Source organism: Bradyrhizobium ivorense (assembly GCF_900696085.1).
Lineage (GTDB): Bacteria > Pseudomonadota > Alphaproteobacteria > Rhizobiales > Xanthobacteraceae > Bradyrhizobium > Bradyrhizobium ivorense.
Map to the genome: position 1 here is coordinate 745814 of NZ_CAADFC020000004.1, position 19767 is coordinate 765580.

Below are 19767 nucleotides of genomic sequence, written 5' to 3' on the forward strand. Positions count from 1 at the left end.
ATGCGCAGGTGCGCTTCGCGCGACCCCGCGTGTCGGTGGCGGTCGCGAGCCTGCAGACGAGGGTGCGAGCAGAGATATGGCGATCCAAGGCTTAGCGATTCAAGGCAATCTGCTGGTCACGGGGTGTGCCGGCTTCATCGGTTTTCACCTGGTCGAGCATCTGTTGCGGGCAGGGCAGAAGGTGGTCGGCATCGACAACCTCAACGATTATTACGATCCCGCGCTCAAGCGCGCGCGGCTCGATCGCCTCAATCAGGGGTCCGGCTTCAGCTTCCTGCAGGTCGATCTGGCCGACCGGGCGGCGATGCGCGAATTGTTCGAGCGCCACCGTTTTGAGGTCGTGGTCCATCTCGCGGCGCAGGCCGGCGTGCGCTATTCGCTGCAGAATCCGCACGCTTATGCGGATTCCAACCTGGAAGGCTTCCTCAACGTGCTGGAAGGCTGCCGGCACAATGCGTGCCGGCATTTGCTGTTCGCCTCGTCCTCGTCGGTCTACGGCGCCAACACCAAGCTGCCGTTCTCGGTCCACGACAATGTCGATCATCCGGTCAGCCTCTATGCGGCGACCAAGAGGGCTAACGAGCTGCTGGCGCATTCCTACAGTCATCTGTATCGGCTGCCGACCACCGGCCTGCGCTTCTTCACCGTGTACGGGCCGTGGTATCGGCCCGACATGGCGCTCTATCTGTTCGCGAACGCCATCACCAAGGGACAGCCGATCAATCTGTTCAACAACGGCAACATGCGCCGCGACTTCACCTATGTCGACGACGTCGCCGAAGCGATGGTCCGCTTGCTCGACCGTGCGCCGCAGGGCGATCCCGCCTGGTCGGGCGACCATCCCGATCCGGGCACGAGCAAGGCGCCGTGGCGGATCTACAATATCGGCAACAACAAGCCGGAAGAGCTGATGCACGTGGTCGGGCTGCTCGAGCAGGGGCTCGGCCGGCAAGCCGAGAAGAATCTGCTGCCGATGCAGCCGGGCGACGTGCCCGCAACCTTCGCCGACATCACCGACCTCGCGCGCGATATCGGCTTCCGGCCGCAGACCAGGATCGAGGACGGCGTGGCGAAATTCGTCGCCTGGTATCGCGAGTATCACCGCGTCTAAAGGGCTCGTTACATGTGCGGCTGAGAGCGGCGGCCGACGCTTTCGTACTGAAAACCGTGGCCGGTGACCTCGTCCGGACGGTAGATGTTGCGGAGGTCGACGATCACGGGGCAGGCCATCTCCCGCTTCAGCCGCGCGAGGTCGAGCGCGCGGAACTGCTCCCATTCGGTCACGATCACCAGCGCGTCGGCGTCCTTGGCGCATTCGTAGGGGCCATCGCAATAGCTGACGTCGGACAGCTCGCTGCGCGCCTGCTCCATGCCCTCGGGGTCATAGGCCTTGATGGTGGCGCCGAGATCCTGCAGCGCGGTGACCAAGGGAATCGACGGCGACTCGCGCATGTCGTCGGTGTTCGGCTTGAAGGTCAGGCCGAGCAGCGCCACGGTCTTGCCGCGCAGCGATCCGCCGAACACGGCGGCGACCTTGCGGGCCATCGCGCGCTTGCGGTTCTCGTTGACCGCAATCACCGCTTCGACGATGCGGACCGGCGCCTCGTAATCCTGCGCGGTCTTGATCAGGGCGCGGGTGTCCTTCGGGAAGCACGATCCGCCGAAACCGGGACCGGCGTGCAGGAACTTGGTGCCGATCCGGTTGTCGAGGCCGATGCCGCGCGCGATCTCCTGCACGTCGGCGCCGACCTTCTCGGCGAGGTCCGCGATCTCGTTGATGAAGGTGATCTTGGTGGCGAGGAAGGCGTTCGCCGCATATTTGATCAGCTCGGCGGTGCGCCGCCCGGTGAACATCACCGGCGCCCGGTTGAGATAGAGCGGGCGATAGATTTCGGCGATCAACTTGCGCGCGCGCTCGTCGTCGGTGCCGGCGACGATACGATCGGGGTGCTTGAAGTCGCGGATCGCGGCGCCCTCGCGCAGAAATTCCGGATTGGATGCGACCGCGACGTCGGCCGCGGGATTGGCCTCGCGGATCAGCCGCTCGACCTCGTCGCCGGTGCCGACCGGCACCGTCGACTTGGTGATCACGACGGTGAAATCCTTGAGGTTCGCCGCGATCTCGCGCGCGGCGGCGTAGACATAGCTGAGGTCGGCATGGCCGTCGCCGCGCCGCGAGGGCGTTCCGACCGCGATGAACACCGCGTCCGACTTGCTGACGGGGTCGGCGAGCTCGGTCGAGAAGGTCAGGCGGCCGGCGCGGACATTGGTCGCCACCAGGCGGTCGAGGTCCGGCTCGAAGATCGGAATCTCACCGCGATGGAGCGCCGCGATCTTGTCGGCGTTCTTGTCGACACAGATGACCTGATGGCCGAAATCGGCAAAGCAGGCTCCGGAGACCAGGCCGACGTAACCTGTCCCGACCATCGTTATGCGCATGTCAGGCCTTGGTGCAAGCGAGCGACATGACTTTGGCTCCGCCGGATCGCCGCGATCCTAAGCTTTCCCAGCGAGCCGGGCAACCGTGCTTGTCGCGCGAGGAGTCACCGCGGGCCACGGCGCGGGCTCGCGCGTCACCATGAGGCGGACGCCGCCGCGCGTCAGGCCGAGCCGGGCCCTTCGGTCCTGGCCGGTTACCTAAGTTGCAGGGATCGCGATGCCCCGGCTGCCTGTATGCGGACGCCTCGACGGACCATGAGCGAGCCGGCCGTCGGCGTCCGCGAGCAGTCCCTCAAAATAGGCGACCGTTCGTGCGAGACCTTGGCGGATCGCCGTCCGTGGCGCCCACCCGAGCATGGCCTTGGCGCGCGAAATGTCAGGCTGGCGTTGCCGCGGATCGTCTTGCGGGAGCGGACGATGGACGATTTTCGAGTGAGAGCCGGTCAATTCGATCGTCAGTTCCGCGAGCTCGCGCATGGTGATCTCATGCGGATTGCCGAGATTCAATGGTCCGGTGACCTCGTCAGGCGACTGCATCAGGCGCACCAGCCCATCGATCAGATCGTCGACGTAGCAGAACGCCCGGCTCTGCAGGCCATCGCCGTAAACCGTGATGTCCTGCCCACGCAACGCCTGGACGATGAAATTCGAAACCACGCGACCGTCGTTCGGGTGCATGCGCGGTCCATAGGTATTGAAGATGCGCGCAACCTTGATGGGCATGCCATGTTGACGTCGATAATCGAAGAACAGGGTTTCGGCACAGCGTTTTCCCTCATCGTAGCACGAGCGGGGCCCGATCGGGTTGACGTTCCCCCAATACGCTTCGGTTTGAGGATGCGTTGAAGGATCGCCATAAATCTCGGAGGTCGAGGCCTGCAGGATCTTCACTTTGAGCCGCTTGGCCAGCCCGAGCATATTGATGGCGCCGATCACGCTGGTCTTGGTGGTTTGAACCGGGTCGTGCTGGTAATGCACGGGAGAAGCCGGGCAGGCCAGATTGTAGATTTGGTCGACCTCAACATAGAGCGGGAACGTTACGTCGTGACGCAACAGCTCGAAGCGATGATGATCGAGAAGATGCTCGACGTTGCTTCGTGTCCCGGTGAAGAAGTTGTCCACGCAAAGGACTTCCGCGCCGCTCGCAAGCAGGCGCTCGCAGAGGTGCGAACCAAGAAACCCCGAGCCGCCAGTCACCAAAATCCGTTCGGCCAGATTGTAAGGCATGACTTCCCCTACATTTGCGACAACCAATCGAGGAAAGCGAAGGATGTCGTGACTGCTAAGCGTCCTGCTATCCGAAGAATGCGAAGAACATGTCAAAGTTAAGGTTTGTTCATCGCGTGACCGCGAGGACAAGAAATGGAACTTGTTGAATGTGTACCGCGTCGCGGCTGCGCCTGAGCGAGTTGCATGCACACGTGCGATCAAATTGGGCATGGTGACGATCATGCCGGCGGCAGAGGTGCCGGACGACCTCGAGTTTGATGCATTCGTCGCGTCCGCCGACATTATCGGTCTCGTCGGCCGAGCCATGCTGGGCAATGGCGTGCGGCGCGCGCATGTTCCGCGACATTGAGCAGTCACGAACATTCTGGCCATCGCTACGACCGGAAAAGGCTCCTCGGCGAGCGCCTTGATGGATTCAAGCGTCTGTGTACGCGCAATTGTGATGCGATCGTTCGACATGTGCATGGTGCCGTGTCACTGCGCGACAGCGCGTCATGAGATGATCGAATTTGATGAGTACGCCTGATCGTCGACTTGGGGGCGAGCCGGATACATGTTTTATCGATTCAAGTGTCCTCTGCTGACGCAGTTGAAAGAGAAGAGTCTTGCCGGCGTCCTTGTTGGCCTGGTCGTTCTTGCCATGACGGGATGGATCTATCTGCTGAGCACGATGTTCCTGAAATTTGCGCTATGGTTCTTCTCGTGAGGAAGCAATCCCCATGCACGCGTGTGATCGGTTCTGCGCCGTTGGGCTGCACAAAGAATTTGGCAGATGAATAATCTTTCGGCGCGCTGAATCATGATGTGGTCACAACTTCGGACTGTAGATGCGAAAACGGGACGAATTGGGAAGATGGACATGCTTGGTGGTCTGATCTCGTTGACGACGTTCTCGGTGGTCTTGTTCGCCGTTGCGCGCTTCGGGCCTGGCGATCGCACAAGCATTCCAGCCTTAGCATTCCAGCCTTGCCGGCCGTCGCGCAGCAGGCTCGCGCCTTGTGATGACGTCCGCAGTCACGCGTCGGCTTGATCATGTGCGGACGCCTGTGTTGCCGCCGGCGATGGCCACTGTCTCGAAAACGCGTCAGTTCGGTCGAACTGGCTGAGGGGAACCGGGTGTTGGTCGTTCCGCGAATACCCCCGATCGCCGTTGCCTGCCCGCCCGGACCAGCTCGCCGGCGGCTTGCGGCTCGAGCCTGCTTCTCGCTTGGAAAACGAGTTCCCGTAAAATGAATGACCTCAGTTGGAACTCGCCACGGCGCTATTTCATCGACGATGACGGCCGGCGCGTTTTGATCGGTCTCACTTTTGAGGAGACCTTCGAGTTCGAGCGGCTCGATCATCTGTCGGGTCTGCACGATGCCGGGCACGTGCTGTGGGACCCCAGCGGCCGGCCGGCGCAGCGTTGGCTCGAATTGTACAGCAAGCACGATCGTGCATGGTTGCAGTGGATGGAGAGTGCGCGTAATGCGCGCAAAAAGGACTTGCCCATTCTCAACTAAGGACGAGGCGATTTTGGATGCGATCGTCTCGCAACGCGTTCCATATCGGGACCGTGTCTGCTTTCGCCGTGTTTCGGCCGCAAGACTTTACATTGCAGTTCGGTGGAACCGCTGACCGCCAAAGGTTCCTCCTGGTCGCGACCCAGCGCGGGCGTCCTGACGTCAAGGCTGTGTGTGGAAGGAACCAAACGCTCGAAAAAAGAATCAACAGATCTTTCTTTCGCGTGCGAGTGCTGCGTGCAGCGGGCGGTTGCTCAAGGACGTGTCAGCTGCATGATGCCGGTCGTGCAACCGGTCGCTTTTCGTTGCACAACGCTGATGGCGCGTAGGTTCCGTGCCCGCGCTGAACAATCGCGCATCACGAATTGATTGCTCATGCATCATGCTGTGATCGCAGTGCGCGTCATACGTTTGCAATGCGAAGAGTGAATTGATTTTCCTGGTGCGACGCCACAATGTCGCTGCGTTTAGTAAACACCTTGCGCCCGCGCTCTCGCGAACCACACGTCCCAATCAAGGCTTTGGTGTTAGATCGTTTCGCAATAGCCGAGTCACTTTTTTCACCCGACATTTTGGCTTTGTCCGTTTTCTTTCACGCCGCGCGCGGCCGTTGATGTGATGATGAGGTTCGAGATGTCTGTAACAACGTATGGCTCTGACGGGCTCCGCATAACCACGTCGAACCGCGGGACGTCGTTGCAGAGACCGTTCCAGCTCTTCATCATCGCCGGCGACTTCCTTCTCATCCTGCTCTGCTACATGGCGGCGAGCGCACTCTATCGCGAGTTCATGAATTCGCCGACCGATCCTGACAATTCGGTCGGCGCCGGCCTGATTGTCGGCATGGTATTCGTGGTGGCTGCATATTTTCAGGGCGCGTATGACAACCACAAATTGCTCGATACGCTGTGGCAATCGCGAAAGGTTGTCTTCACCTGGCTGTTCGCGCTGACGACGCTGGCCGTCGCGGCCTTCCTCCTGAAATCGACCGCCAACCTGTCGCGCGGCACGATCATCCTGTTCACCGTGATCGGGGCGGTCGGACTTGTCACGCACCGGGTGGTCTGGCGCTACTGCCTGTCATCGGCCTTCGCCAAGGAACGGCTGATCGACCGCAAGGTCATCCTGCTCAGCCTGCGTTCGCTGGACTTCACGTCGAGCCGTTTCAAGGACCTTCGCAGGCACGGGTTCGACGTCGTTCGTCATTTCGTGCTCACAGTCGGCCCGGACCAGGACGATGCGGCCTGGAGCGAGCAGGTTGCCGACGTGATCAGGCAGTCGCGTGCCGCCGATGTCGACGAATATCTTGTGGCAATCGACTGGAACGAGCTGCCGATGCTGCAGAAGCTAAGCCAGCACCTGCGGGTGGTTCCGCAGCCGATCCGGCTGCTGCCCGATTTTCCGATCGCCGACCTGGTCTCCCGGCCGTTCCTGCCGGTCAGCGGAACCGTCGCGATCGAAATCCAGCGGCCGCCGCTGACGGTGTTCGAGCGGGTCCAGAAGCGCTGCCTCGACATCGGGCTGGCGTCCTTTGCGTTGTTGATGCTGGCGCCGCTGATCGTTACCGCCGCGCTGCTCGTCAAGCTCGATACTGCCGGCCCGATCATCTTCCGGCAGTCGCGCCGCGGCTTCAACGGCAAGCCGTTCAAGATCTGGAAATTCCGCAGCATGACCGTGGCCGAGAACGGCTCCAATGTCACGCAGGCCATCAGGCAGGACAAGCGGGTGACGCGGGTCGGACGCTTCCTGCGCAGGACCAGCATCGACGAGCTGCCGCAGCTCTGGAACGTGCTGCGCGGCGAGATGTCACTGGTAGGTCCGCGTCCGCACGCGCTGGCCCACGATAATTACTACGACCAGCTGATCAGCAAATATGTGTACCGGCACCACATGAAGCCGGGCCTGACCGGATGGGCTCAGGTCAACGGCTTCCGCGGCGAGACCCCGACCATCGATCTGATGGAAAAGCGCGTCGAATATGACGTCTGGTATGTGAGCAACTGGAGCATCTGGCTCGACATCCGGATCCTCATCCGGACGGCGACCGCGTTGATGTACCAGGACGCCTATTGAGGCCGAAGCGCCGTGCAGCCACAGTGAGGGGCAACGCCTTCCTGTGGCAGTTGGCGTCGCCAACGGCGACTTCCCGAGGGTTAGACATGTCCCGGCGGCGCAGCCGCCGCCACGATGACGTCACCTAAAGCGCGATGAGATCGGGTCGAATCGTCATCGCGCTTTAGACGGCGAGCATGCTGCTGCCCTGGATCGTCAACAATGTGAGGTTGCCGGTCGCAAAGGCACCCGTGTCGATATTGGCACGGTTGTCCAACAGTTCGGGCATCTGCACCGGTGTATGGCCGTGCACAATGTATTTGCCGAAATTTTGCTTGCTTCGGAGAAACTCCTCGCGGATCCAGAGCAGATCTGCCTCCTGCTGCTCGGCAAGCGGCACTCCCGGGCGGACACCAGCATGGACGAAGAAAAAATCACCGCAGCTGAATGTAAGGCGCAGCCTGGCGAGAAACTCCAGATGTTGGCGCGGCATCGCGCGCGCCAAATCTCGCACCAAAGCCTGCCGCTCCTCTTCTCCCGGGGCACTGGACGGCGCCAACCCATAGGACATCAGCGTATACAACCCGCCAACGTGGAGCCACTCGGTCAGGAGCGACGGATTGCGCAGGACGTTGCCGAGAAACACCTCGTGGTTTCCCTTCAGGAAGACGGTGTTGCCCCGGCGGCTTCGGTTGATCAGGATATCGAGGGTGGCTCGTGAGTCCGGGCCACGGTCGACGTAGTCACCCATGTACACCTCGATGGCGTGACGCGGACGGCTCCGCGCGACGTCGGCGTCGATCACCCGCAGCATCTGCTTCAGCAAATGGGCGCAACCGTGAATATCGCTCATCGCATAGATGCGTACCCCGTCGGGCAGTCGCGGCTTGTGCCTCGATGGGTGAGATCGGCGCGGTGACAGCAGCTTGCGGCGGGGGCTCTCGCGAAAGGATCGGAACATGTCAGCTCTGATGGGCTCCAACCGGGAGCGCGGTCTCGCGAATCAAGATTCGCAAGCGCTTGTTGGAGTGCCAAGGCACGCGCCGAAGAGGTCCAGGTACGACATCATGAGAGTAGCCGTGCGCAGACCTGCTGGCGCGGCGCGAAGTGAAATGCGCGCACACACGCTCGCGGACCCGGCTGGGCCGACACAAGGCGCCGCTGTAGAGGTCGAGGAGCAAGCGTGGCTCGGCATTCCGATCGTCACCGTGTTGGGTTACGCCCGCCAAGCGTCTGAGCTCCGCGTCGGATCACGAATTGCATAGTCTTACCACGGACCCTGCGCAAGCGCCCCGCGGGTCGCTCCGCGCAAGTGCGCTGGATTGTCGCCTGCTTGCAGGGCGGATTCCAGACGTCTCGGTGAATGAGGCTTACCGGGCGTTACACCAACCGTGTAGGAATTTGGCGAGTTTGCGGCCTGGCGCATCTGCAGCGTGTTGCCCTGCACAATAATTTGAGTGGGTGACCGGTCGTGCGGAGCGGGAATCATGATGACGTCATAGCCCAGAAGTGGAAATATCCTCGAGCTGCACAGGACCTAAAAAATGCTTCCAGCCTTGATCTTGGCGGTGTCTTTTCTGCTCGGATTCTGCCTTGGCTACGCGACGCGTGCATGGCGATCGCGCAAGCTTCGCGCGCACTACATGATGTATGGTCGCTATGTATCCTCGCAAAGCGGCTCGAGCTTTCCTGAGTCGTGGCGCGCATCGTCTGACAGCCAGCCGACGCTCGAACGATTTAGAGCACGGGATATCGCGTAAGGCTTGGGAGCTGTCTCGATCGCGCCCCTAAGCGCGATGAGATTGGGTTGAACCGTCATCGCGCTTTAGCTCCTTGTTTGAGCATGATCTTTCCGGAAAACCGCTTCACGCTGCTCTGGGCCGTGGCCATCCGTCGGCTCGATCAAGCCGCATCGGCAAGGCAAGGCGCCGGCAGTCGCGGACCCGTCCTGGTCACACTTCGTCCAACCTTCGGTCGGAATATTTGTCTGGTTGCTTGTCTCGGCGCGAGCACCTAAGGTTCAATTGCGATCAGGGGGACAGAAGCAATGTCACGATCCTATGCCGGTCTGGTTGTACTCGCCTCGACGATGATCATTTCGGCCGCGCCGGCGTTTGCCGCCGACTATGCGGTCCATCCGCGGAAAGCGCGCTCGGCGGCATCGGTGCTGCAGATTGACCGTGGGCCGAACCCTTATTGCGGCCCGCAATGCGGCTGCCCCGCCCCGGTCTATGTTCGGCACCGCTCGCTCGAGCAGGCCTATCCCTACACGTTCGATCCGCGCACCAGGAGCGACGAGCCACACTATTACTATGGACGTAACCGGACCTACGTCCGCTATGTGAATCCGCGCAATCCCGATCTGGTGTTTCAGTATTAAGCCGGATTCAAATGGCGGTGAATCGGCCGACGAGAGCTGGCACCGCCCTCGTTCTCGCCAAGCGCCGCCGGTCAGCCGGCTGAATTCGTGATCGTTCCGCGCCGATTTTTTAGCCACGCAGCATCGGAACGAAGGCCGGATCGATCGACTGAACCGCGTCTTGCAGGAAAGCCTTGCCGCGGTCCGATGCCCGGCGAAAGGCCGACACGATCGCCGGCTTCAGCTCCGGCCGGCGGGTCATGATCAGCCGAATGTCGTTCCGGGCGAGGTCCTTGATGTCCGGGTCGGCAAGCAGATCAAATCGGCCCGCGACGTCGAGCCGCACCGGCACAAACCGCGTGTCGTTCGGAGCAGTAAAATAGGCCATCTTCAGCGCCTCGAACACGATGGGATCGTGCGGGTCGCGCTGAGCCTGAAGCAGCGCCAGCGCGAGCCACAGTTCGGGATTGTAAGGCGAGATCGACAGCATTTGCCTGACCCGGCGGATGGCGTCGGTGTACTGGGCGGATTGCACGGTCGTCGGCTTTTTCCGGCCGGCCTCGATCGCCTGCAGCGCGACGATCAAAGCGTGGTTGCTTTCCAGCTCCGATTTGAAAGGTGAGAGCACTTCCGACAGGAATGGAACCTTTCCGTCCCAGGGCGAACTGATCTTGGCGGCATCGGATGGAAATGCCGCGCGATCCAGCGCCGTCGTCCGCACTACGGCGGAGACCACGACATAACATCCGACGGTCAGTGCCAGTGCCATCAGGGGGATGCGAATTCTGCTCAATGAGGCCATGTCCGGTCGAGAGCTCAGGCGCAGTTCAATGTAAAGGCATTCTGTTGCGCGACCACAAGGTTCGCCCAAAGCGCGATGAGATTAGGTTGAATCATCATCGCGCTTTAGCTCTTTGTTTGAGCATGATCTCCGCGCAAACGCTTCGCGTCTGTCGCGAGGGAAAACCGCTTCACACGTTTCCGGATCATGCTCTAGCGTTTGAGGCCGCTTGTTCGGCCGGCGGATTGTGCAAGTCCCAGCCCGATCATGACGGCAACGATGATCCTCGTCGCGGGGCTCGCGAGGCTTGCGTCAAGGAAGCCTTCGCAGAACACGATCAGAACGCCGGCGGCGGCGGCCGATGCGAAAAAGGAATCTCGTCCTCGCCGAACGGCGCCGCGAAACATAAAGACAAAAAGCTGGGCGGCGAAGCCTGCCAGGATCACGAGCGCCAGTCGCCCCGACTCGATCGCGACCAGGACCGCCGTAGAAGGGGGGATAACCTGCTCTGCGGCATCAACGCCCTGATAGGCCCGAGACGCCACGGAAAATGTTCCGACTCCGTTTCCCAGCCACGGTGCATCGGAGAGCAGGCGCCCTGCCAATGCCACTGTTTCTTGAGGGAACGTGACAAGTCCAAGCAGGCTTGAACCGCCGGACTGCAAGCGCGGCACAGTGAGAGCGCCGACGATCGTTACGAGTACTGCAAACAAGACCGCGGACGGCCACGAGCGAAATCCGAGGCGGCGAACCGCGGCGATGAAGGCGATCGCAGTCAGTCCGAAGCCAGCCGCCACCAGCAGCATGTATCGCGCCAGGGCCGCGATCGCAATGATCCCCACGACAATTCCGAACATGCCGGTAAGGACACCGAGCCAAAGCCGGATAGAGGCCAGATTGCGGATGTCCCGTCGGTGCAGGTGTCTTTCGAGCGCCCGGGCAACGAGCGCGGTGTTGGCGACCGTGGCCAGCGCGGCTGCTGCGGGGAACGGACTCATCGGGGCGTCTGTGGCGGGAGTCATGGCGGCGAACCAATCAAGCCGGCCGAGCACGACTTCGAGCGACATGAAGGTCGTCACCGCGCACAACACGAACAGGATCGTTTCGGCTCTGTGGCGATCCCTGCAAATGATGACAGTCGACACCACCAGCGACACGTAGACGAGATAGACAAACAGGCTTTCGAATGTAGCGCCCGGATCAAGGCTGATGCGGCCCCGTAGCGAGGGTTCGTTCAACGCGATCGAAGTCGCCGACCAGATCGGATTTACCAGCGACGAGAATGGCAACGGCAGGATCTGCACCATCATCCAGATAGCGGGGACCAGGATCGTGACTGAAAATCGCTTCAGCAGCTGCGCGGTCGATGTGAGTTCAGCGTCCGCACCTCTGACTGCCGCCGCCAGGATGACAGCGGCGACGAGTGCGAGCGCATGCTGAGCGAAACCGCCATTTGCGATGATCAGGGGCGGAATCGCAGCCAATAATATGGTGAGGAGGGAAGAGGCGACCGTCAAATGCGAGACTTCGAAGCTGGCTGGGAAGGGGCGGGAATGATTTCACCGCGACAGGAGGCGGCCAGCCCCGACTATCGCATATGGGAATACGCGACGCCAACACGCGTGGCCAATCGCTGCTGGTCGAGACCGAAACCGATGCTGGGGAGCACGTCTTCAAAGAGGGAACCGGCGAGGTTCCCGCCACCACCCTATCTGGCATGGCAGTTTTGCGACAGATAGCTGAGAGCCGTCGACAATCCGCCGATCGGCACCACACCAAAGATCGCGTTCGGCTTGCTCGCGATTTCGACCGAGAGGTCGGCGGCGCTCTGCCAGTCGCCGGCCGCAAGCTTCGACGCGTCCGCGGGCAGCCGTAGTGCCGCGCCGCCCTGGACCACGGATGCTTCGAACTCCGCGCGCTTTCCTCCCGCCGCCAAGGCCACGGTCGGCCGTTCCGAACGCGACAAGGGTTCGAGGACGATGAGCGCGACGTCAATCCCGCCGCGTCCGCATTGCAGGCTCAAGCCGGCAAGGCGCGGGTCCGATTTCGAGCTGTCGACAACATGCATCACTGAAATGGCGTCAGCGCCGCCTTCGGGGTCTCTGCTTCTCACCAATCGCCATCCGCCCTCGAGTTGTGTCGATTGACTGCCGGACTCGACTTGCCGGAAGGCCTCCTCGTCGCAGCGTCGTCGCTGCTCGGGACTGACCCCGGCTGCGCAATTCATCATGCCTGGACGCGGCACACTCGGACGCGGGGCCTCAGCCCGCGCGGAACCATGGGCGAGAACCATCAGAGCCGTGCAGAGCAATGTTGATCGTATCATGGGCAATGACAGCGGAACCTTCATTTGAGCCGGTGCGGGCGTTGCCCGACTACGCCGCACTAGCATCAAAGATGATCGATGGCATCGCTCAATTTGCTGCAAGCAACGGCAATGCCGCTGCGTCAGGGCGGCCTCTCTGCCGCCGGTTCCGCTCGCAGACGTTGCCATGATCCGCTGGGCTTGATTTCGATTTTGCTCAAGCGCCGGTCGCTGTGGCGATCCGGTGCCAGTGATGCATTTCGCCACCTACGTCAAACGGAACATTTGAAGACGATGTTCCGCAGTCGAGCTGGGCCGCATGGAACTAATGATGGGTGTCGATTTCCTGGACATCGACTGGAACTTGCGCGTCGATATCAAATATTGGGCAATGTTCCCGTATCGGGCAGCCCTCCTGTCCATTCAGAATCCGGTCGCCTGTAACTGCGCTGCAACAACGTCTCCTTATTCTGACCATCTCCTAAGGCTTCGTTGACGCGGCTTGGGGATTTTGACGAAGTGTATCTTGGTGTGAGGGGGACGCGTTGTGAGGCGTAGCGTTTTAGTATGGGGAGTCTTGCTCGGCATTCTGCTTTCTTCCGCAGGATGCTCGATCATGCCGTCGTCGGGCCCCGAGGATCACGTCATCAAGAGCGAGATTACAAGATCGGGCCCGGACTACGTATTGGTCAAGCTCACACCGACCGCCGTCGACATTTTGAAGGAATACGGCCCTGGCGCCATCGCCGGGTCATTTCCTGATCATCGGCCTCCGCCGGGCATCCGGTTTGGCATCGGGGACACGGTGGCGGTGTCGATCTTTGAAGCTGCTGCCGGTGGATTGTTTATCCCGGCAGAAGCGGGCGTGCGGCCAGGTAACTTTGTGGCGTTGCCAAACCAGAATGTTGATTTGAACGGGAACATTACCGTCCCCTATGCAGGTCAAGTGAAGGCCAACGGCCGGACCCCGGTTGATATCCAGCGGGACATCGTGAAGGCGATTGGAAACCGCGCCATTGAGCCCCAGGTGGTGGTGTCCCTGATCACGCAAAACACGTCACTCATCAGCGTGCTGGGCGAAGTGAAAACGCCAGCTCGCTTGACGGCCAATGCGGCCGGCGAGCGTATCCTTGACTTGATCGCGCGCGCCGGCGGCTTGGCGGGGCCGGGCTGGGAGAGCTGGGTGACGCTGGAGCGCGGCGGCAAGCGCGCCACCGTTCCGTTCGGAGCGCTGATGTATCAGCCGGCTAACAACGTCTGGATCCATCCCGGCGACACGATCTATGTCTATCGCGAACCGCAGGTCTTCCTTGCCTTCGGCGCGTTCACGATCGGCGGAAACTTCGGCGGTCAGGCCCAGTTCCCATTCGATATGTGGAAGATCACGATGGCGCAGGCGATGGCCAAGGCCGGCGGCCTGATTGACGCGCAGGCCGAGCCGGCGGGCGTCTACGTCTATCGGCGCGAGCCGCGTGAGCTGGTGGAGCGGCTGGGTGTCGACTGCTCCAAGTTCACCGGCCCGCTGGTGCCCGTGGTCTACAACGCCGACTTCCGCGATCCGTCCGGCTTCTTCCTCGCCAGCAAGTTTGAAATGCGGGATAAGGATGTGTTGTTTGCCGCAAACGCTGCCACGGTCGACACGACCAAGTTCCTGACGTTCGTCCAGGCGGTGGTCGGCACCGCCAACAGCACGATCGTCGCCGCGAACAACGCGCAGATCCTGCGGATCAACTCGCGGCAGTGATGCTCGCGTAATCAGGGACGCTGGGCCGGCATCGCCGTCTCGGCGCCCCGTGGGATCGCATCGCGGATCGAGGCCGGGGCGCGATGCCGTTTGGCTAAAGCGCGATGAGATCAGGTTGAATCATCATCGCGCTTTAGCTCTTCATTTGAGCATGATCTCCGCGCAAACGCTTCGCGTTTATCGCGCGGGAAAACCGCGTCACACTTTTCCGGATTATGCTCTAGCTAAAGGCCATCCAGTGAGCGCGGCCGCTACGCCCGAACCCGACCGCGGGCGCTCCGGGACACAAAGAATGGGCGCAGCCGAGCGACCCGCGCCGCTGACCGACCGGACGATCAGGTCCGGTCCTTCGACGGATCATGCTTAGTCGACGTATCCGTATCTCTTGTAGTACCGATTGCGGTAGTAGCCGGCGCTGTAAATGTCGTAACGGCTCATCACCGCCATGTTCACCTTGTTGAGGATTGCGCCAAGCATGCGTTCGCGGACGATCGGAGTCTCGCTCAGCACGCGCTCGAGAATATCGACCTTGGCCTTGGCCCATTCGACGACCAGAATGTACGAGTCCGCCAACGCGCCGGTGGCCCGAACGTCGATCACCGGTGCGAGCGGGCTAAGGTCGAGGATGATGCGATCGTAGTGTTCCCGCAGATTCTGGAACAGCCGTTCCATTTGCGGCGAGGCCAGCACGTCGCTGGAATTGGAGAAGCGTGAGGTCACGACGCAGGGCATGAAATGGAGATTGGTCTGGGGATCGATCCAAACCGCATCCGTCCAATCCACCCTGCCAATAACGACATCGATCAAGCCGGCATGCGCGGAGGGGGCCAGCCTCGCAGTGAGGCTTGGATTGCGGATGTCGCCGTCGATCAGGAGCGTGCGGGCACCGCTTTGTGCGACAGTCTGGGCGAGCGCCTCGCTGACGGTGGATTTGCCTTCATTGGGAAGCCCGGAGGTAATGCCCACCACCTTGTTGGCCGATCCGTAGCTGCTGAGATCGCATGCAAGCTTGATCGAGCGAAAGCCTTCGGCAAAACGCGAGAACGGCGAGTTGATCACGTATCTGCCGACGCTCTGGTTGGCCGTCAGCAGACGATCGCCATGCGGCTGCGGTTGTTTCGATCTGGGTTCGGATTTTCCCAGCGGCGGACCCGAAGCTGCCGCGGGAACCGACTTCGGTGCCGCCGGCTGGGGTTGCTTCCTCCGCCTTGCGAGCAGCCGTCCTGCCCTGGACAGCAGGGTGTGCCCGGCCAGACCCTGGTTCTGCTCGCTCCCGATCGTCGGGATCGAAGCAAGACAGCTGGTGCGGAGGTATTGCTCGACCTGGGACACCGTTCTGAATACCCGGTCCATCATGTCGAGCAGAACGGCAACGCCTCCAGCGAGGATGGCGCCGCCAATCAGCGTCGCCAGCAGAATGAGGGTTGTCTTGGGCGATGTCTTGTTGGGAGCGTTGGACGCCTGCGTGATCACGCGTGCTTCCGTGATCGGAAACGATTGCTGCTGAACCGAGACCATATAGAGCTGCAGGAAGTTGTCGGACAGCGCGCGGGCGCTCTGTGCATTGCTCTCCAGATCGCGCAAGGCGATCTGTGCCTGGTTGGTGCCATTGGACAGCGTGATCGTGTCGTTCAGGCTTTTTTGGCTGGATTCCTCACGCGCTTTCGCGATCGCGAGGTCGCTCTTGTAGACCTCGGCCGTGCGCCGCAGCTCGTCGGTGATCGAATGCCTGATTTCGCGCATCTGGTTGCGCAGGTTGACGACCGCAAGGTGGGTCGGCCCGTATCGATTGGACCAGTCGGACTCACGCGCGGCATAATCGAGATAGGTCTGCCGCAGCTTGGTGATCACCGGATTGTTCATGGTGTCGGTCACGGTCGCCAGGTCGTTCAGAATGACCTTGGAGTCGCCGTCATCCGAATTCAGGATCGCCGTGATCCGCTCGAGCTTGGCCTGCGCTTCGGCGCGCTGCGCGCGAGCCTGCGTCAGCGAACTGTTGATCTCCGCCAGCTGCTGCTCGGTAAGCAGGCGCCCGCCGGCATCGACGATGTTGTTCTTCGCCTTGAAGTCGACGACAGCGCGTTCTGCAGTGGAAGCCTCCGTCCGCAGCTCTTTCAGCCGATCCTGCAGCCAAACCGCTGCGCGCCGCGACGCCTGATACTTCGATTCCAGCGAATCGTTGATGTAGCCTTCGGCCACCGCATTGGCGATGCGGGCGGCCTCGTCGGGTGAACGCGACTGATAGGAAATCTCGATAACATAGCTCAGGCCGACGCGCTTGATCGAGAGATACCCGAGCACCTTGCCAATCGCGATTCGCATCAACGCGGCCTCGGACGGACGTTGCTCGGGAAACATCCAGGAAAACAGGTTCGAAATGCTGGTGAGCAGCCCGGCTTCATCGTCGGTGAACTCAGGCGAATCGAGCAGGTGCAGTTGCTTGATGACGTTTGTTGCAATGGTCTCCGACTTCAGCACTTCGACCTGGCTGTCGACCATCGCCGAGTCGATCGAACTGTCGGCGCCGGTTGCCTGCTGGGTCTGGAGGCCCTGCATCTTGCGGCTGTCGATCAGCAGCACGGCGGTGCCGGTATATCGCTTCGGTGCGGTCAGCAAATAAACACCGGCCAGGCCGATGCACAGGCACATCACGAAGATGATCACGGGGTACTGACGGCCAATCAGCGCGATTGCGGAAGAGACCGTCTGCTCCAGCGAGGCCGATTCTTGTGTGGGAGATTCGATCTCGCGAGGATGTGTGATTCGAGTTTGGAGCATACGGCTCGTCTACCTGGCTTGAGTTCCTGGATTGTGCCGTGTCGGAGTGAGCAAACAGCCCAGGCTGAATGCATCAGCGGCGCGAACGTGCCAAACAAATGTGTCAGCAAGAGTGCAGTGCATCATGCATTTGCAGTAGTCGCGCCGGGTCGTCACCGGTCAACCCTGGTTCCAGTAGGACAGAGCAATTCCCGTGCCGGTTGCCGCGGCCACATATGTGCACAACAAATCGTCAGGAAATTGGCGAGCCGCGAGCGAGCAGGCAAAATGCAACCAGAATGACCGAGTGGATGATCGTCATCGCTATCAGGACGTTTATCCCGGCGGCAGCACCGCGCGAGATTCGAGTTCCATGAATGAGACGGGAACCCTCGTCCGCGGCGCACCAGCTCTGGTGCCGACGGAGAACCGCAGCGCCGGTTCGAGCAGCGGGATGCCAGGCCCAGGCGACTCGTCGCGGACCCGCCGTTCGACCAGGCAATGCTCAGGAACGTCTTTGCTCCGTGAAAGAGCAGTGCGAGGCCGGGCGCGACGATCAGTCGAAGTCGCTGACGCCGGAGTCGTGCTTCCATTCGCGAAGCGAGCTTGGCACGTCATAGTCGAACTTGAACCCGCTGGCGACCAACCGCTTCGGCAGGATGTTCGTTGAGAACCATAGTTTCCGAATGCGTTCGCGATTGATCCCGGTCTTGATGCCGGCCTTGTGCAGCACCTCGAACGGAAGGACGGCGAGATTCATGAACCATATCGGAATGGTCAGCGTCGGCCTCTTGTAGCCGGCGGCTTGCGAGAACGCTGCGCAGATCTCGCTGATCGTGTAGCGGTGCTCGTAGCAGAAGTTGTATACCGACACGCCATCGTTGCGTGCCGCCATGAAAAGCATCGACGAAACCAGGTCCTTCACATAACCGCACGACTTGATGGTGTCGGTCCGGCCGGGATAGACGAAAGCCCGTCGCTCCATCAGCTTCGACAGCCGCGTGAAGTTTCCTCCCTCATGGAGGCCGTAGATGACGGCAGGGCGAACGATCGTGAGTCGGCGTGCCGCGTCCTCGGACTGCCACAGGCGATGGATGGCTTCGGCTGATAGCTTCGAACGGCCGTAGGCGCTGACCGGCGCGGGCTGAGAGTCTTCATCAAGCGGGGCTTCGCTCGGACCGTAGATGGATATCGAGCTTGTGAAGATGATGTTCCGGCTGCCGGTCTCGTTGGCAAACCGGCACACGTTCACGGCACCGAGGACATTGGTGTAGTAATACTCGCCATCCGGGTGGCCTGGCGTCGTGTGGATTGCCGCCAGATTGAAGACGTCGGCGGGCACGCCGCCTGCAAGCTTCGGGTCGACCGGTTCACGGACATCGTGATGGACATATTCGACGCCGGCAACAAGGCTCCTCGGTTTGCCGATGTCGACGGCAATGATCCGATCATATTGTCCGGAGGCGACGAGCCGGTTCATCAGATGCGTTCCGATGAAGCCGGCACCTCCGAACACGATGGCCTGAGTGGTGTTCGACATGCGCTCAACGTCCGGTTCGGGTGAGGATGCTGTATTCGGCGCGATGGATCTCCGTCGGGATGTCATGAGCGACCATATGAATTGACGGGCAAGCGACGTGCCACCCGACCAAGACTGCGGTTGGTGTCACTTGCATCAATAGAGCTCGCGGTACTCGTAGCGAAATGCGGTCGATCCCGCCGAGATCCCGAGAATCCGTTGCAGCTTCTGATAGCCGCTCAGTGCGACCTTGATGCAGTCCGAACTGCCGGCATAGCAGACCTGAACGTTGATGGACTGGCCGCAAGTGTTGTTCACGGTCACGATCTGATCGATGATCTTCGGATTGATGGTTTGCGGATGCGCAGATGGACGAACAGATATGCAGACTGTCCCGTCCGGGGCTTTGTGGGGGGGAGCATATGTACCCTTCATCGGTGGGAACGGGTTCGCAGGCATTGGCGACACGCCGGTTCCTCCGTACATTGGCGCCGTCGATCTTCCGAAGCCGACGGTCTGGGCCTGTGCCGACGATGCGGCAAGCAGTGCAGCGATCGCCAGGCCGCACGGAACGCGGATGAGGTGACCGAAGCGGTGTGACCGGTGCTCGTTGTTCATGCGATCGCTTGAGGTTCAGTGCCGGTTTCGAGAAGCTCGATGAGGCCGAAGCCGGAAACGTGGTGAAACGAGACTTTCTGGCCGCCGAACAAGACTGCCGGCGCAGGCACGCCGACCGGCACGATCTCGACCCCGGACGCAGCCAGCGCGTCCAGCGCCTGTTCGGCATTGGGGCATGCGTAGCACAGATGGTAGATCATGGTGCCGGTCCGCTTGATCAGCTTGTCGATGGGAGAGGGACCGTGACCTGGCCAGATTACTTCGACGTCCGGCATGACCGGGTGATGCCGCATGGCGAGATTGACCCGCTGTATCGGGTCAAACGCGGAGTTACCCGCGAGATAGCCGAGTGACGCCAGGTAACGAAAAGCCTCCTCCGGAGCGGCGACCGCAAGCCCGAAGTGGTGGAAAGCCAGTGCCGCCGTTGCCGACGCGATGTCGTTCGCTGGAGAGTCCACGCG

General features: G+C 61.2%; 17 protein-coding genes and 1 pseudogene. 7 read left to right on the top strand and 11 right to left on the bottom strand.

Annotated elements, in window-relative coordinates; all coding sequences use genetic code 11:
• The first annotated feature begins 76 nt into the window (after positions 1–76).
• Complete coding sequence (locus CI41S_RS04245; protein WP_139857563.1) at positions 77–1111, top strand: NAD-dependent epimerase; 1035 nt, start codon at positions 77–79, stop codon at positions 1109–1111.
• An 8-nt stretch (positions 1112–1119) separates the two neighbouring features.
• Here CI41S_RS04245 and CI41S_RS04250 read toward each other — a convergent pair whose 3' ends face one another.
• Positions 1120–2439, bottom strand: coding sequence for a UDP-glucose dehydrogenase family protein (locus tag CI41S_RS04250; RefSeq protein WP_139857564.1), 1320 nt, complete (start codon positions 2437–2439; stop codon positions 1120–1122).
• A gap of 198 nt (positions 2440–2637) precedes the next feature.
• Positions 2638–3666, bottom strand: coding sequence for a UDP-glucuronic acid decarboxylase family protein (locus tag CI41S_RS04255; protein WP_139857565.1), 1029 nt, complete (start codon positions 3664–3666; stop codon positions 2638–2640).
• A 211-nt stretch (positions 3667–3877) separates the two neighbouring features.
• Here CI41S_RS04255 and CI41S_RS43275 point away from each other — a divergent pair, with 211 nt between their 5' ends.
• The 4 genes from CI41S_RS43275 to CI41S_RS04265 all read left to right on the top strand — a co-directional run bounded on the left by CI41S_RS43275 (position 3878) and on the right by CI41S_RS04265 (position 7244).
• Positions 3878–4018 (top strand): hypothetical protein, encoded by a 141-nt coding sequence (locus CI41S_RS43275; RefSeq protein WP_172627901.1) that lies wholly within the window; start codon positions 3878–3880, stop codon positions 4016–4018.
• Between the two features lie 204 nt (positions 4019–4222).
• On the top strand, positions 4223–4375 hold the full coding sequence (locus CI41S_RS43280) for a hypothetical protein (protein ID WP_172627902.1): 153 nt from the start codon (positions 4223–4225) through the stop codon (positions 4373–4375).
• Positions 4376–4898: 523 nt separating this feature from the next.
• Positions 4899–5171, top strand: coding sequence for a hypothetical protein (locus CI41S_RS04260; RefSeq protein ID WP_139857566.1), 273 nt, complete (start codon positions 4899–4901; stop codon positions 5169–5171).
• Positions 5172–5867: 696 nt separating this feature from the next.
• Positions 5868–7244, top strand: coding sequence for an undecaprenyl-phosphate glucose phosphotransferase (locus CI41S_RS04265; RefSeq protein WP_244626399.1), 1377 nt, complete (start codon positions 5868–5870; stop codon positions 7242–7244).
• A gap of 163 nt (positions 7245–7407) precedes the next feature.
• On the opposite strand, the gene CI41S_RS04270 is transcribed toward CI41S_RS04265, so the two are convergent.
• Positions 7408–8076: a metallophosphoesterase family protein gene (locus tag CI41S_RS04270; protein ID WP_229173195.1), complete on the bottom strand. Its 669-nt coding sequence runs from the start codon at positions 8074–8076 to the stop codon at positions 7408–7410.
• Positions 8077–9270: 1194 nt separating this feature from the next.
• On the opposite strand from CI41S_RS04270, the gene CI41S_RS04275 reads away from it, so the two are divergent.
• On the top strand, positions 9271–9603 hold the full coding sequence (locus CI41S_RS04275) for a hypothetical protein (RefSeq protein WP_139857568.1): 333 nt from the start codon (positions 9271–9273) through the stop codon (positions 9601–9603).
• Between the two features lie 109 nt (positions 9604–9712).
• Here the strand turns inward: CI41S_RS04275 and CI41S_RS04280 are convergent, their stop codons facing one another.
• The 3 genes from CI41S_RS04280 to CI41S_RS04290 all read right to left on the bottom strand — a co-directional run bounded on the left by CI41S_RS04280 (position 9713) and on the right by CI41S_RS04290 (position 12593).
• Positions 9713–10351 (bottom strand): hypothetical protein, encoded by a 639-nt coding sequence (locus CI41S_RS04280; protein WP_172627903.1) that lies wholly within the window; start codon positions 10349–10351, stop codon positions 9713–9715.
• Between the two features lie 224 nt (positions 10352–10575).
• Positions 10576–11880 carry a hypothetical protein gene (locus CI41S_RS04285; protein ID WP_139857570.1) on the bottom strand — a complete coding sequence of 435 codons (1305 nt, stop codon included), beginning with the start codon at positions 11878–11880 and terminating at the stop codon, positions 10576–10578.
• Between the two features lie 191 nt (positions 11881–12071).
• Positions 12072–12593, bottom strand: a complete 522-nt coding sequence (locus CI41S_RS04290; protein ID WP_139857571.1) for a hypothetical protein — start codon at positions 12591–12593, stop codon at positions 12072–12074.
• 691 nt (positions 12594–13284) lie between these two features.
• On the opposite strand from CI41S_RS04290, the gene CI41S_RS04295 reads away from it, so the two are divergent.
• Complete coding sequence (locus CI41S_RS04295) at positions 13285–14412, top strand: polysaccharide biosynthesis/export family protein (RefSeq protein WP_139482767.1); 1128 nt, start codon at positions 13285–13287, stop codon at positions 14410–14412.
• Between the two features lie 363 nt (positions 14413–14775).
• Here the strand turns inward: CI41S_RS04295 and CI41S_RS04300 are convergent, their stop codons facing one another.
• From CI41S_RS04300 to CI41S_RS04315, 5 genes and pseudogenes are all read right to left on the bottom strand, one after another.
• On the bottom strand, positions 14776–16611 hold the full coding sequence (locus CI41S_RS04300; RefSeq protein WP_244626436.1) for a polysaccharide biosynthesis tyrosine autokinase: 1836 nt from the start codon (positions 16609–16611) through the stop codon (positions 14776–14778).
• 294 nt (positions 16612–16905) lie between these two features.
• Positions 16906–17190 (bottom strand): annotated as a pseudogene (locus tag CI41S_RS45130) (Wzz/FepE/Etk N-terminal domain-containing protein); the annotation flags it as partial.
• 535 nt (positions 17191–17725) lie between these two features.
• Positions 17726–18709, bottom strand: a complete 984-nt coding sequence (locus CI41S_RS04305) for an NAD-dependent epimerase/dehydratase family protein (RefSeq protein ID WP_139482768.1) — start codon at positions 18707–18709, stop codon at positions 17726–17728.
• 135 nt (positions 18710–18844) lie between these two features.
• Positions 18845–19306 (bottom strand): hypothetical protein, encoded by a 462-nt coding sequence (locus CI41S_RS04310; protein ID WP_139482365.1) that lies wholly within the window; start codon positions 19304–19306, stop codon positions 18845–18847.
• On the bottom strand, positions 19303–19764 hold the full coding sequence (locus CI41S_RS04315; protein WP_139857572.1) for a VOC family protein: 462 nt from the start codon (positions 19762–19764) through the stop codon (positions 19303–19305). The genes CI41S_RS04310 and CI41S_RS04315 overlap by 4 nt, the downstream gene beginning before the upstream one ends.
• Positions 19765–19767 lie beyond the last annotated feature (3 nt).

Coding starts and splice junctions, on each gene's coding strand:
- CI41S_RS04305 (WP_139482768.1), bottom strand. CDS start 18,709: ATGTCGAACACCACTCAGGCCATCGTGTTCGGAGGTGCCGGCTTCATC.
- CI41S_RS04295 (WP_139482767.1), top strand. CDS start 13,285: ATGCCGTCGTCGGGCCCCGAGGATCACGTCATCAAGAGCGAGATTACA.
- CI41S_RS04280 (WP_172627903.1), bottom strand. CDS start 10,351: ATGGCACTGGCACTGACCGTCGGATGTTATGTCGTGGTCTCCGCCGTA.
- CI41S_RS43280 (WP_172627902.1), top strand. CDS start 4,223: ATGTTTTATCGATTCAAGTGTCCTCTGCTGACGCAGTTGAAAGAGAAG.
- CI41S_RS04250 (WP_139857564.1), bottom strand. CDS start 2,439: ATGCGCATAACGATGGTCGGGACAGGTTACGTCGGCCTGGTCTCCGGA.
- CI41S_RS04275 (WP_139857568.1), top strand. CDS start 9,271: ATGTCACGATCCTATGCCGGTCTGGTTGTACTCGCCTCGACGATGATC.
- CI41S_RS04260 (WP_139857566.1), top strand. CDS start 4,899: ATGAATGACCTCAGTTGGAACTCGCCACGGCGCTATTTCATCGACGAT.
- CI41S_RS04270 (WP_229173195.1), bottom strand. CDS start 8,076: ATGAGCGATATTCACGGTTGCGCCCATTTGCTGAAGCAGATGCTGCGG.
- CI41S_RS04290 (WP_139857571.1), bottom strand. CDS start 12,593: ATGATGAATTGCGCAGCCGGGGTCAGTCCCGAGCAGCGACGACGCTGC.
- CI41S_RS04245 (WP_139857563.1), top strand. CDS start 77: ATGGCGATCCAAGGCTTAGCGATTCAAGGCAATCTGCTGGTCACGGGG.
- CI41S_RS43275 (WP_172627901.1), top strand. CDS start 3,878: ATGGTGACGATCATGCCGGCGGCAGAGGTGCCGGACGACCTCGAGTTT.
- CI41S_RS04310 (WP_139482365.1), bottom strand. CDS start 19,306: ATGAACAACGAGCACCGGTCACACCGCTTCGGTCACCTCATCCGCGTT.
- CI41S_RS04255 (WP_139857565.1), bottom strand. CDS start 3,666: ATGCCTTACAATCTGGCCGAACGGATTTTGGTGACTGGCGGCTCGGGG.